At 41.0% G+C, this 13,345-nt stretch carries 10 protein-coding genes and 1 tRNA gene; 2 read left to right on the forward strand and 9 right to left on the reverse strand.

Translation table 11 applies throughout. From position 1 onward, the window contains the following. Window positions 1-324: 324 nt before the first annotated feature. On the forward strand, window positions 325-2,394 hold the full coding sequence (locus HMPREF9072_RS06790) for a GDSL-type esterase/lipase family protein (RefSeq protein ID WP_009750560.1): 2,070 nt from the start codon (window positions 325-327) through the stop codon (window positions 2,392-2,394). Between the two features lie 348 nt (window positions 2,395-2,742). Here HMPREF9072_RS06790 and HMPREF9072_RS06795 read toward each other — a convergent pair whose 3' ends face one another. The 3 genes from HMPREF9072_RS06795 to HMPREF9072_RS06805 all read right to left on the reverse strand — a co-directional run bounded on the left by HMPREF9072_RS06795 (window position 2,743) and on the right by HMPREF9072_RS06805 (window position 7,573). Then, entirely contained in the window at window positions 2,743-3,825 is a 1,083-nt protein-coding gene (locus tag HMPREF9072_RS06795) for an OmpA family protein (protein ID WP_009750561.1), read from the reverse strand. 45 nt (window positions 3,826-3,870) lie between these two features. Beyond that, on the reverse strand, window positions 3,871-5,157 hold the full coding sequence (locus HMPREF9072_RS06800) for a leucine-rich repeat domain-containing protein (protein WP_009750562.1): 1,287 nt from the start codon (window positions 5,155-5,157) through the stop codon (window positions 3,871-3,873). A gap of 1,114 nt (window positions 5,158-6,271) precedes the next feature. Then, window positions 6,272-7,573: a hydroxymethylglutaryl-CoA reductase, degradative gene (locus HMPREF9072_RS06805; protein WP_009750563.1), complete on the reverse strand. Its 1,302-nt coding sequence runs from the start codon at window positions 7,571-7,573 to the stop codon at window positions 6,272-6,274. A 131-nt stretch (window positions 7,574-7,704) separates the two neighbouring features. Between HMPREF9072_RS06805 and HMPREF9072_RS06810 the strand changes: the two genes are divergently transcribed. Continuing rightward, complete coding sequence (locus tag HMPREF9072_RS06810; RefSeq protein ID WP_009750564.1) at window positions 7,705-8,379, forward strand: porin family protein; 675 nt, start codon at window positions 7,705-7,707, stop codon at window positions 8,377-8,379. Window positions 8,380-8,490: 111 nt separating this feature from the next. Here the strand turns inward: HMPREF9072_RS06810 and HMPREF9072_RS06815 are convergent. From HMPREF9072_RS06815 to msrB, 6 genes are all read right to left on the reverse strand, one after another. Continuing rightward, window positions 8,491-8,563: transfer RNA gene (locus tag HMPREF9072_RS06815), tRNA-Phe, on the reverse strand. A gap of 175 nt (window positions 8,564-8,738) precedes the next feature. Then, the gene (locus HMPREF9072_RS06820) at window positions 8,739-9,455 is read right to left on the reverse strand and encodes a pyridoxine 5'-phosphate synthase (RefSeq protein WP_009750565.1); all 717 of its coding nucleotides are present in this window, start codon (window positions 9,453-9,455) and stop codon (window positions 8,739-8,741) included. A gap of 12 nt (window positions 9,456-9,467) precedes the next feature. Further along, window positions 9,468-9,968 (reverse strand): hypothetical protein, encoded by a 501-nt coding sequence (locus tag HMPREF9072_RS06825; RefSeq protein ID WP_009417051.1) that lies wholly within the window; start codon window positions 9,966-9,968, stop codon window positions 9,468-9,470. 12 nt (window positions 9,969-9,980) lie between these two features. Beyond that, window positions 9,981-10,220, reverse strand: a complete 240-nt coding sequence (locus HMPREF9072_RS06830) for a NifU family protein (protein ID WP_009421579.1) — start codon at window positions 10,218-10,220, stop codon at window positions 9,981-9,983. 67 nt (window positions 10,221-10,287) lie between these two features. Then, window positions 10,288-11,409 (reverse strand): Mrp/NBP35 family ATP-binding protein, encoded by a 1,122-nt coding sequence (locus HMPREF9072_RS06835; protein WP_009750566.1) that lies wholly within the window; start codon window positions 11,407-11,409, stop codon window positions 10,288-10,290. Between the two features lie 458 nt (window positions 11,410-11,867). After that, window positions 11,868-12,986 (reverse strand): peptide-methionine (R)-S-oxide reductase MsrB, encoded by a 1,119-nt coding sequence (msrB, locus tag HMPREF9072_RS06840; protein WP_009750567.1) that lies wholly within the window; start codon window positions 12,984-12,986, stop codon window positions 11,868-11,870. Window positions 12,987-13,345: the final 359 nt, after the last annotated feature.

Here is a 13,345-nt window from a genome sequence, read left to right on the forward strand (position 1 = left end):
AAAAACTCTCCCTCCCCTCTTCCGAACTTCTCCGTTTCTTTCCGAACCCCTCAATGCTTCCCTATTTGCTAATTTTTTCTCGCCTGCCGTGCTACGGCTGCCTGTGTGGCTCGCACCTTTGGCAAAGTTAAAAAGGTATTATTGGCATTTCCCTCATTTCCTCATTCTCTCATTTCCCTGCCCGTGCGGCTCGCACCTCATTTTCTCATTTCCAAATTTTCTAATTTCCTCATTTCCTAATGTTATTTGTATACAACCTAACACTTTTTTTCTTACCTTTGTAGCTTAATATAAAACATTCTTACTTTCTAAGTATACTAACCAATGAAAAAGCAACTTTTCTTTATCACACTCTTACTTCTTACCGCCTTTGCTTGTGCACAAAAAAAGCCTATTAAAGTGGCGTGTGTAGGCAATAGTATTACCTATGGCTATGGCATTGAAAACCGCGAACAAAACAGCTATCCTTCGGTGCTCCAACGTCAGTTAGGAAAAGGCTATGAGGTGGAAAACTTCGGTCATTCAGGAGCTACTTTGCTCAGCAAAGGGCATAAGCCTTACATTCAGCAAGAAGAATACAAAAAAGCACTTGCCTTTGCAGGAGATATTGTGGTCATTCACTTAGGTATTAACGATACCGATCCCCGCAACTGGCCTAACTACCGCGATGATTTCGTAAAAGATTATCTATCTCTCATTGCTTCTTTTAAAAAAGCGAACCCCAAAGCGCGTATCCTCATCGCTCGTATGACCCCACTCGCACATCGGCATAAGCGATTCGAATCTGGCACCCGCGATTGGCACGCCGAAATACAACAAGCCATAGAGCGCATCGCCAAACAAGCGGGCGTTCAGCTTATCGACTTTCACGAGCCTTTATATCACTTTCCTCAAATGCTCCCCGATGCGGTACACCCTAATGTTCAAGGGGCGGCTATCTTGGCACAGGTAGTCTACACTGCCATTACAGGCGATTACGGAGGTTTGCACCTCCCCGCTATCTATTCCGATAATATGGTCTTGCAACACGGCATACCTCTCACTCTGGGCGGTATCGCCAATACAGGTACTAAAATCACTGTGAAGATAGGCAAACAACAACTCACCACTACCGCCGATAGCAATGGCAAATGGCAAGTAACCTTATCGCCACTTACTGCCAAAGAAACCTATACGCTCCAAATTACAGCAGGAAAAGAAAAACGCACCTTTACCAATGTAGTAGCCGGCGAAGTATGGCTTTGCTCAGGGCAATCGAATATGGAGTTTTATATGAATCAAACTTCTATGGGCGAAAAGGATATTCCGCAAGCCGATAATCCTAATATTCGCCTGTTTGATATGAAAGAAAGGTGGCGTACCGACCCCGTAGAATGGAATGCCTCAGTATTAGATTCGCTGAACCATTTACAATATTACCGCCCTGCTCAGTGGCAAGTGTGCTCTCCTAAAACAGTAAGCCATTTTTCTGCGGTAGCTTATTACTTCGGGCGTACTCTCCAAAAAGATTTGGATATGCCTGTGGGGCTCATTTGCAATGCTGTGGGGGGCTCACCTACCGAAGCGTGGATAGACCGTCGTACTTTGGAATACAACTTCCCAAGTATTCTTTATAATTGGCGTGAAAACGATTTTATAATGGATTGGGTGCGCTCTCGTGCTTCCGAGAACATCAAAAAGTCTACGGATAAACTCCAACGTCACCCCTATGAGCCTGCTTATTTATTCGAAGCAGGAATACTCCCTTTAAACCATTATGCTATCAAAGGGGTAATATGGTATCAAGGCGAATCGAATGCGCATAACAAGGACGCTCATAGCAAGTTATTCCCCCTATTGGTGAAGAGTTGGCGCACTGAGTTTGGCAATCCACAAATGCCTTTTTACTACGTACAACTATCCAGTATCAACCGTCCGTCGTGGGGTTGGTTTAGAGACAGTCAACGTCGATTGATGAAAGACATACCACACAGCGGAATGGCAGTATCTTACGACCACGGTCATCCCACCGATGTACACCCAAAGAACAAACAACCCATAGGCGAACGCTTAGCGCAATGGGCTTTGAATGATACTTATGGCAAGACAAATATAATCCCTTCAGGACCTTTGTTCCGTTCAGCGACTTTCAGTGGGAAAGTAGCCACTGTTTCTTTTCAGTATGCACAAGGCTTGCACACCGCCGATGGCAAGCCCTTACGCGGTTTTGAACTTTCTGACGGCAATGGTATTTTCTATCCTGCTACCGCCGAAATAGTAGGTGAAGAAGTGAAAGTAACCAGCAATCAAGTCGCTACCCCTAAAGTCGTGCGCTACGGTTTTACCCCTGTTACCGACGCCAATTTAGTAAACCAAGCCAATCTCCCCGCCAGTACCTTTACAAGTGAAGAATAATGGTTAGCGGTTAACGATTAGTGATTAATATAAAGCAATCGCTTTTGCGTCGCGTTTCCCCCTCTATTTCCTAATTTCCTCATTTTCTCATTTCCTAATTCTCTAATTTTCTGCCTGTGCGGCTCGCACCTACGACTAAATAAGGCTTCCCGATATCTCATCAGGAAGCCTTCATTACTGTATAATTTAAATAGTTGCGGTGAAGAAAAATATCACCTTATGAAAAAAACCTTCTTATTTTTGGTCTTAAAATGATGTTCTTAAAAAACTCCCACAGAGGCTAAAAACAGTTTTTGTGTATCATTGTGATGAAGTTCTATCACTTATTTCTGTGGGAGACTGCCATTACTACTGATTATCTTTCACTACGTTTATTTCCACCCTACGGTTAATTTCCTTTCCGCGTTCGGTCTCATTGCTCTCAATAGGTCGTGTTTGTCCATAACCTTTGGCGTCGAGGCGTTTTTTGCTTACACCGTGGCGAGAAAGGTATTGTTTGATAGCATCGGCGCGGTCTTGAGAGAGTTTAAGATTGTGCTCAGGAGTTCCGGTGTTATCAGTATGACCTTCTACTACAAAGTTAAAATCAGGGTTCTCGTTCATAATGATAGCAATGTTATCTAAGATAAACTCAGCTTGTGGTTTCACTACCGATTTATCAGTGTCGAACAAGATAGTCTTAGCATAAAGGTTTATCTGTTTCACCACGCGTTGGGTACGAGCTTCGCGTTCTTCTGCCGTTTCCACACGAGTAATCGCTTTGTTAGCCGATACGCGTTTGCGCTCTTTCTTTACCTTAGGTTCTTTTACCTTGGTGCGTTCTACGTAGTCTACAATAGGATTCTCACGGGCAGTAAGAGGCAATTTAAGCACTACACCAGCACCCCATTGGTAGTAGTCGTGACCGGTTCCACCTCCTACGTTGTAGGCAGTGTTCACATTGGCACCTACCACATCAGTAAACCAGAAGTTCACTCCTACACCAGCGATAAACTTAAACTTGCTCTCGTTATCTACTGAGGCAACGCCTACACCCACTTGTGGATATGGGTCGAGCCAAGGCAATCCGTTCCACAAGCGGTTTAGGTGATAACGACCACGTACATCAAAAGCCCAATAACTCTTCGCATCGGTGAGTTTTGTTTCCTCTACATCGGGGAAGTAATTTTGGTCTTTCTTAATGCTTGCATAAGCAAAACCTGCTTCGGCAGTAATACCTTTTTTGATGTAGCGAGCAGCATTCACGCGGAAGCCCACATTCATATCAGGATACCCGAACCAGTCTTTTATTACACTTCTTTCAGGTACTTTAAAGTCTACGGTGCTCACGCCCGCTCCTACGAGCCAAGGGCGGTAGTTATCTTGTGCTGATAACACACCTGTGCTAAGGGTTGCTAAGGTAGCAACCATAAGTATTTTTATTCTGTTCATTCTCGTTTTGTTTTAGAAATTAGTTTGTCGTTACACGCGCTTTTCTTACATTCCTTTTATTCCCCCTTTAAACGTTTGTTCTACCCAAGGGAATTTAAGCTTCCAGTCATTCACATAAGCACTTGGCACATACAATGTTGTATTGTTACCCTCTTGCATTACCTGAGAACTCATTGAAATAGCTCCTGGTGTAGTGGAGGCTATACGCACTTCTCTTAACTCTTTAAGGAAAAGGTAACTGTCAAGACTTTTTACTTTAGTTCCCATTGTAATAGACTGTAAGGTTGTAGGAAAGGAATAATAAGAACTGTTACCACTAATCCTCTCTATTTCAGGCAAATTGATACGTTTGATTTTCGTTCCGGCAAATGCTCCATTATCTATATATTTTACTTTATCCGCCACAACAGTTACTAAGTTTTGAGAATTATAAAAAGCAAATGAACCAATATCTTCTACATTGTTAAGGTCTATCTTTGTAATAATAGGGTTGCGGTAAAGTGCGAATCCATTTGGAGAAACGTTGGGGTCATAATAACCATATGTAACCGTTTTTACTGTGTAAGGTACTTTTGGTGGATTTTGCAACATATCAAAACTGCGCTGGGTAACGTATACATTGCTAGAAAGTCCTGCTAAAACGGTACCATCATTGTTGGTACTCCAAAATTTAGTTACGCGTTTAATAGTTACCACACGGTCTTCCGCGTTGGTCTTTTTCAATCTAAAGGTAATAGGGGTTGTCTCATCGTAATGGTTTTTAGCCGTTACTTTTAATAAAGTACCTGTTTGCTTAATGGTTACCCTTTCGCCGGCACCATCTGGTTTTAAAGTAGAGGCATCGTAAGTAAAGCCTTCGGGAACCTCTATGTCTACATAGTCCTTAGCGTCTTTGGTAGTTTTGTCACCGTCAATATTCTCAATAGTAAAGGTGTTTCCTTTCCAACCTCTGTCACGTTCGCCCACTATTACAGTAAGGGTAGCAGTAATGCCTACACCATCAGCAGTTTTATCGGTGATACAAATATCGTGACTGCCTGTACTGCCGTCTTCAGCTTCAATAACAAGAGAAGGAGAGGGGTCTGTACTCTTGCTTACACTCAAATAACCCGTAGGGGCTTCATAAGTGAAGTTATCAGTCGCACCGTCAATAGTAACCGTGCGTATTTCTTTTTCTTGCATATGGATAGTGTGCGTAGCACCATTGCGGAAGAAAAAGTTGGTCTCGGTGCTAGAACGCGGTTTCTCGCCCACACCGTCATCGGCTTCTGATTTGCATCCTACTAAAGTAAGTGCTGTAAAAGCTACTAATGCAAAGATGTTTTTTCTCATATTTCTTTTCGTTTTTTAGTAAAAATTGAACATTGCAAAGTTAAGGGGGCTGTCAAGTACTTGCCAAACTTTTTAAGATTAATTTAACGCGTTTTACCTCAATGACGTACTAATGACGTAGTTTTTTAACAATTGTTAAGAAAAATGATTTATCCACGTAAAATAAGGGCTTGAAAGGGGTCTTGTTTTACTAAAAATCACTTAAAAACTCCCTAAAATTGCATTTGTAACCTATTGTTTTCTAATTATTTACTAAATCTTGTAGTACTTTTGACGTAGTACCCAAAACATACTAAAAAATTACTCTTTTATATAATTTCCATTTTTTCCTCACTTTTCAGCCCTTTTTCCTCTATTTTTCCTCATTTTCTTCCTATAATTTTCCCTCATTATTCCTCATTGTTATTTCGCAAGACGTAGCCTTGATACTATTTTTAACGTCATTTTGATATATACAACATTAATTTACAATCGTCTTTCTGTTACTGCTTCGTGAAAATCCAGCAACGCAGTTACCAATCCGTGCGCATCACATTTGTCAATTATCAATTGTCAATTATCAATTGAAAGACTGTCCGTGTAATCAGTCCGAGACTTTTAGGTCGCTTGCTATTTATTTGTTTGATTTGTAAAGATTTGTAAGGTACCTATAGTGTAAGCAACACTTTTCTTATATCGAACTCACGTTAGTTATTTTATGTCCGATAAGTCTAACCAGTAGAACGAGAGATATTAGAAGATAGTAGTTCTATAAGTTCGATTAATGTTCAATTATAATTTAATTAATCATCATCGTAGACCCACTGTAGACCCACTGTAGACCCACTGTAGAGCCACTGTAGAGCCACTGTAGAGCCACTGTAGTTTCGTTTGAAGTATATTTAAAGTCCATCAGAATTGGTTTGCATATATTCCTCCTCTCTGAAGAAGTCCGCGAGAACGGAGTATGTAATAGGGGAGAGGTTTCTCCGAGTCTCTCCGAGTTCTTCGAAGTCCTCCAAATCTCCGAAATATCTGAACAATCTGAAATCCCAGCCACCCCTCAACTCCCTAATTTTCTAATTTTCTAATTTTCTCATTTTCTCATTTTCCACCTACCCGTGCGGCTCGCACCTCATTTCCTAATTTTCTTGAGAGCTTCGGCTACTTCGTTATATGTTACGGTTTTATCTTTAAAATAAGAAGAAAGTACGCGCTTCTCCTCTTCGGTAGCCCCTAATTGGTTAAAAATGTTGTTCAAGTGCATTTTCATATGCCCCTTCTGGATTCCCAGACTAATCAGCGAGCTTACAGCCGAAAAGTTCTGTGCTAACCCTACACAAGCCACTATTTGCATTAGCTCGCGAGCGTTAGGCTTTTCAAGGATTTCAAGAGCTGTTTTTACCAAAGGGTGCAATGTAGTAAGTCCGCCCACGGTGCCCAAAGCCAAAGGGAGTTCAAGGGCAAAGAAGAAAGTATCGCCCTCTATCCACGCAGCCGATAAGCTCTTGTACTGCCCGCTACGAGCAGCATAAGCGTGCGCACCAGCTTCTATGGCACGAAAATCATTACCCGTAGCCAAAATAACCGAGTCAATACCGTTCATTATACCTTTGTTGTGAGTGGTAGCACGGTATACATCAGCATTGGCAATAGCGAGTGCTTGCACAAATTTCTTCGCAGCTTCAGCTCCTTTTAAGTGAGCAATCTCCAATTCCTCAATAGGGCATTGCACTTTTGCGCGCACCAAACAGTTAGGCACATAGTTCGAGAGTATCGGCATTACGATTTCATACTTATCACCGATAGAGGCGTCCCGTTCTGCTTCTTCTCTAAACGTCTGTGCAAAGGATTCTAAGCACGAATTGATGAAGTTCGCACCCATAGCGTCTAAGGTTTCAAAAGTAGCCGAAAGCTGATAATAGTGTGCCAAAGCATCGGTTTTGTCCACTAAGGTAAGAGAAGTAATACCGCCCCCGCGTTTTTCCATATTGGCAGTAATGGGTTGCGCTTTAGCGAGCATCAAGGGTTGTATGTGGTTGAAGAAGTTTTCTAAATTAGTTTTTTCACCGTAGAAGAAGAAATGTACGTGCCCTGTTTTTTCGGTAGAAAGCACTTCGGTATGAAAACCACCACGGCTTTGCCAGAATTTAGCCGCCCTGCTAGCAGCTGCCACCACCGAACTCTCTTCAATAGCCATAGGTACAGTATAAGTGCGCCCGTTGATGAGAAAGTTAGGCGCTACCGCAAAGGGCAGATAGTAGTTAGAGACTGTATTTTCAATAAACTCGTCGTGCAGTTTCTGAAGGTCAGTATCAGCGTTGTGGTACTTTTCAAAAAAAGAAGCAGCATTCTCTATATTAGGGAAATAAGTATCGCAAAGCCACGCAATCTTTTGGGCTTTGGTAAGTTTAGAAAAACCGTCTATCTGTTTCATCAGTTGTTAAGTATTAGAGTTCAGCTTTTAGTTTGGGAGGCAAAGGTAATAATAATTAATATATTCGCAAGTTTGTTCATTTACAAAATATTTTGTATCTTTGTACTTTAAATAACAAAAATCAGTATAGAATGAAAAGAACAAAACTATTTTTAGCTGTAATGTTATTCAGCAGTATAGCGATGTTACAGGCACAGGTAAAGCCAGGTTTAGAAGTGAAAATAGGAGGCAATATAGCAGGACTTTATTACGCCGATTCTTCTAATAGTGATAGAACTTTTACCCCAGGTTTTCATACAGGGGCGTTGTTCAGTTTGAACTTCCCTACTGGACTCGCTCTTGAAACAGGTTTAATGCTCAACACCAAAGGGCAAGCCTATGAGTATAAATATAAAGAAGGTAAAGAAAAACAAATCAGTGAGTTGCATTACACTTATGGTTACTTAGAGATGCCTTTTTATGTAGGCTATAAACTTAAACTCAGGAATGTAAAACTCGTTTGGAAAGCAGGTCCTTATGTAGCAGCAGCTTTGTGGGGCAATAGTCGTGAAGAATGGGCTTACTACAAGAAAGATAAGTTAAAGGACTATAAAGTAACCAATCGCCATTCCCTCAGCATAGGTAATCGTTCTTCTGATGATTTACGCCCTTTTGATGCAGGATTAAACTTAGCCACAGGCGTAGAAATTAAACGATTTACAGCAGGCATTCAGTACGGTATTGGTTTCAGCGATGTGCTCCCTAACCGTTCTGAGAGTACCTCAAACCAAGTGTTTAGCCTTTCAGTAGGATATAGAATATTTTAAATAGGAAAGTATAGTATAAAATAAAAAACAAAAGCCTCAGCATTACGCTGAGGCTTTTGCAATTCCTAATCCTTAAAAATATGAAAAATTTCCTCTATGAAGAAGATCTCGTGGTACCTCCAGGAATCGAACCAGGGACACAAGGATTTTCAGTCCTTTGCTCTACCAACTGAGCTAAGGTACCTTCTTTCATTACGGGTGCAAAAGTAATACTATTTTCGAAACTTGCAAAATATTTAGTGATTATTTTCTAAGTTTTTTCACTACTTTTTTTCAATACTTTGACATTCAGAATAATTATTAAAGAGTTTTTGTGTAAAATTCTCTGCTTTTTTAGCTAATGAACCTTTCGTTATTTACTAATCTGCCAATTTATTTAGGTAGAGTTGTATTACATTTTCTAAACCTAAATAGAGTGCTTCACAAATAAGTGCGTGCCCTATGGATACTTCCGATAAATTAGGAATATTATCTTTGAAGTACTTCACATTGTCGAGATTCAAATCGTGTCCTGCATTGAGTCCTAATCCTACTTTTTGTGCTTCTAAGGCTGCTTTTATATAAGGGGCTATCTGGGTTCTATCGCCGCGAGCATACTCACGCGCATACCTCTCAGTATAAAGCTCCACACGGTCAGCTCCTGTGGTAGCGGCAGCCGTTACTATTGCTTCCATTGGGTCTACAAAAAGAGAGGTGCGAATGCCGTTGCGCTTAAATTCGGTAACTACTTCGGTTAAGAAACTTTTGTGTTTAACAGTATCCCAACCCGCATTAGAGGTAATAGCATCTTCGGCATCAGGAACAAGAGTTACTTGGGTAGGTTTTACTTGTAACACTAAATCTATAAACTTAGGGATAGGGTTGCCCTCAATATTGTACTCGGTGGTTACTACTTTTAGCAAATCGAAGGCATCTTGGTAGCGGATATGACGTTCATCGGGGCGAGGGTGAATAGTGATACCTTCGGCACCAAACTGTTGTACATCTTTGGCTACTTGTAACAAATCGGGGATATTGCCTCCACGGGCATTGCGCAAGGTGGCAATCTTATTGATGTTTACACTTAGTTTTGTCATTGTTTTTTTTTATTATAAGCTGTCTTGAGGTTGAGGTTGTGTCTCTTCCTCTTCTACTTCTTTACGAAGAATAGAATCTTTTTTGGTAGGAGTTGTCCTGTAAGCCTTAGGGTTGTATTTAGGGTCGGAGATGTTAAAGCTGGTAGTATCTTTGTCTTGTTGAGGTTTGATATTGCCTACAAGCACCTTTTTCAGTGAAGCGAGATACTCATCATTACTTTGTATTTTACCTTCTAAGGAATCTACCCTAAAGAGCAAGTTTAAAGTCTCGCGTTTGTTTTCTACGGCAGTATACCCTAAGATATACTGACGCAAAGGTGAATAGATAATCAGCACGGTGGTGAGCGTAATGAGCACAAAGGCAAACAAGGAACCAAACACAAAGATATTAAGACGACTCAAGCGGAAGGAGGTTTTCTCCTCATAAGTACTGTCGTCCATTACTACCAAGCGGTATTTACTGAGCCACTTGCGTTTCCAATATTCTTTTCTCGATTCTTTATTCGTTGCCATTATACTGATTAGTTATTCCACACTGATTACCTTTTCTATTTGAGGTACAAACTCTTTGATAGTCATTTCCACTCCGCTTTTAAGTGTGAGTTGGTTTACTGAACAGTTAGTGCAAGTACCTTCTAATCGCACTTTTACGATTTTGCCATCTTCGATATCCACTAAAGAAATATCTCCCCCATCGTTTTGCAAATAGGGACGTATCTTATCTAAAGCTTTTATTACTTCTTGTTTAAGTTCTTCTGGGTTCATTGATATTAGGTGTTAAGAGTTAAAAGATAAAAGGTAAAAGGGTAAGTATAACTCTTTTGGTTTCTTGTTACTTACTACCGCACCCTGCCATATTGGTAATCTTGATAGCCTCAGAGGGTGGTAGGGTTTCGTTGCGAGCGACTACATTCTTCACCACTTCTTGCGCTAAGGAACGGAAGGCTTTTGCTTGCGGACTGCCTTCTTGTAACGCTATGGGTTGCCCTGTATCGCCTGCCTCACGAACGGCTTGTACTAAGGGTATTTCGCCTAAGAAAGGCACTTTTAGTTCTCCTGCCAAGTGTTTAGCTCCTTCTTTACCAAAGATATAATACTTGTTGTTCGGTAATTCCTCAGGGGTAAAGTAAGCCATATTTTCTACGATACCCAACACAGGCACATTGATATTTTCTTGTCCGAACATTGCTACCGCACGACGAGCATCGGCAAGGGCGACGGGCTGTGGAGTGCTCACTACTACTGCCCCTGTGATAGGTAAGGCTTGCATAATGCTCAGGTGAATGTCGCCTGTACCTGGGGGAAGGTCGATGAGGAGAAAATCTAATTCGCCCCAATAAGCCTCGAAAATGAGCTGGTTAAGGGCTTTGGCTGCCATAGGACCTCTCCATATCACTGCTTGATTGGCATTGGTAAAGAACCCAATTGAGAGTATTTTTACCCCGTAGTTTTCGATGGGCTGAATAAACGATTTATCCTCAATGGTTACTGAACGCGGACGCTCGGTGGCTACATCGAACATCATAGGGATAGAGGGACCATATACATCGGCATCGAGTACACCTACTTTGAAGCCCATTTTGGCAAGTGCTGCTGCTAAGTTGGCTGTAACAGTACTCTTTCCTACGCCTCCTTTGCCTGAGGCAACGGCTATGATATTCTGAATACCTGGAATAGGTTTCCCTTTGATTTCAGTAACTTCGGGGGCGATTACTTTTACATTTACCACTACTTTGGCTTTCTCGTTTACTTCGCCGTGAATGGCTTTCATCACCTCTACTTCGGTGCGTTTTTTGGCTTGCAGACTGGGGTTGTTTATTACTACATCTACTACCACTTCATCACCAAAAACTACTATATTTTGTACAGCACCACTATCTACCATATTTTTTCCTTCACCAGGAGTGGTAATCTTGCGGAGCGCTTCTAATACGTCTTTTTTTTGAATAATCATCTTTTTAAGTTATGAAAGCGAATCAAGGGTTGGATAAACTTACTGATTATAAACATCCCCCTGCCCCCTTCAAAGGGGGAAACGCGACGTAAAAGCAACAACGTGCTGTTAATCAATAATTATTATTTTTCAACTCTTGATTCATATTATGAGTTAAGAGTTAATAGTTAAAAGTTTTGCAAAGGTAGAACTTTAAAATGAGAAAAGCAAATTTAAAGAATTGTTTGTAGTGCGAAGAAGCGAAATTAAAGATAAGAGAAAGTATAGCTTGCGTTATAGAAATTAAACAAAAATCAGAATAAAATCAACACTGTACCTTGTGAAATGGTTATAAGGCTTCAACTTTGCCAAAGGTGCGAGTCGCACAGGCAAAAACTTTGGCTAAGTGTATGATAAGTAAAAAGGGGAAGACCTAAAATAGTAGTCTTCCCCTTTCTTAGAATGAGAGTATTAATTTTCTATTTTTTAGTTTTTTTCTCTAAGAGGGGTATATATTTGCCATAACCTTCTTTTTCCATATCGTCTTTGGGGATAAAGCGCAATGAGGCACTGTTGATACAATAGCGCAAGCCTCCTTTATCCTTAGGTCCATCGTTAAAAACGTGACCGAGATGTGCGTTGCCTAACTTACTGCGCACTTCGGTACGAGTCATATTATGAGATTTATCGGTTTTTTCTTCTATGAGTTTTTTATCAATAGGTTTAGAGAAACTTGGCCAGCCACAGCCTGATTCGAACTTATCGGTAGAGATAAATAGAGGTTCGCCGGTGGTAATATCCACATAAATACCTTCGCGGAACTCGTTGTAATAGGCATTGGCAAATGGGCGCTCGGTAGCACTTTCTTGGGTAACGGCGTATTGCTCGGGGGTGAGTTGCTTACGAAGGTCGGCTTGGGAAGGCTTTTTAAAGCCTTTCTGTTTAGCTGGATTGGCTTTGCGGGCTATTTCAAACAAGGCTGGTGAAATATGGCAATAGCCTTGCGGATTCTTATCTAAATACGCCTGATGATATTCTTCGGCTTTATAAAAGTTCTTTAAAGGGAGCACTTCTACTACTATGGGTTTACTGTATTGAGTGGCAAGTGTGGCAATAGCTTTGTCGATAAGCGGTTTTTCGGTTTCGTTTACGTAATAGATGCCTGTGCGGTATTGCGTGCCACGGTCGTTGCCTTGTTTGTTGAGAGAAGTGGGGTCGATGATTTTGAAATAGAGGTCGAGCAGTTGGTTGAGGTCGATGAGTTGAGGGTTGTAGGTTACTTTTACGGTTTCGGCAAAACCTGTATTGCCTGTACTTACTTGTTCGTAACTGGGAGCTTTGGAGAGTTTACCATTGGCATAGCCTACTTCGGTGGCGAGTACTCCGCGAATTTGTTTAAAGAAGTGTTCGGTGCCCCAGAAGCAACCTCCTGCAAAATAGATGTCAGTAGATTTTGATTTGTTTGTTTTTTTCATTTCTGCTTGTTGATGAGTTGAATTTTCGTCGTTAGTGATAAGTGAGGATGTTCTTTGGCTATTGCCGTTAGCACACCCCATTGTGAAGACCGTTGTCATTAAAGTAAAAAAAAGGATTTTCATTAGTGATTAGTTTTTAATTAATTAGTTTATGAGTTTTTGTTTTGGTGTGTAACTTCAAAAATAATGCCAGATTAATTAGTAAATTAGCAAATGAGCAAATGAGGAAATGAGAGAATGAGTAAATTAGTAAATTGGGTGCGAGTTACAAGCTTGCACCAGAGGAGATTAACATTGCCAAAGGTGTGAGTCGCACGAGCAGTGTGAGCCACACGGGCAAAAATTTTGGCAAAGTGTATATCCCTAAAAGTGATACCTCTGAACTATCGAAAGAAAGTGGAAAAGTTCGGAAGAGAGTTGAGTGAGATTTTGGTGAAAAAAGGTTATGAGGAGGGTGGGGTTAGCTTATAGGAAGCTTATAC

The organism is Capnocytophaga sp. oral taxon 324 str. F0483, assembly GCF_000318315.2.
GTDB lineage: Bacteria > Bacteroidota > Bacteroidia > Flavobacteriales > Flavobacteriaceae > Capnocytophaga > Capnocytophaga ochracea.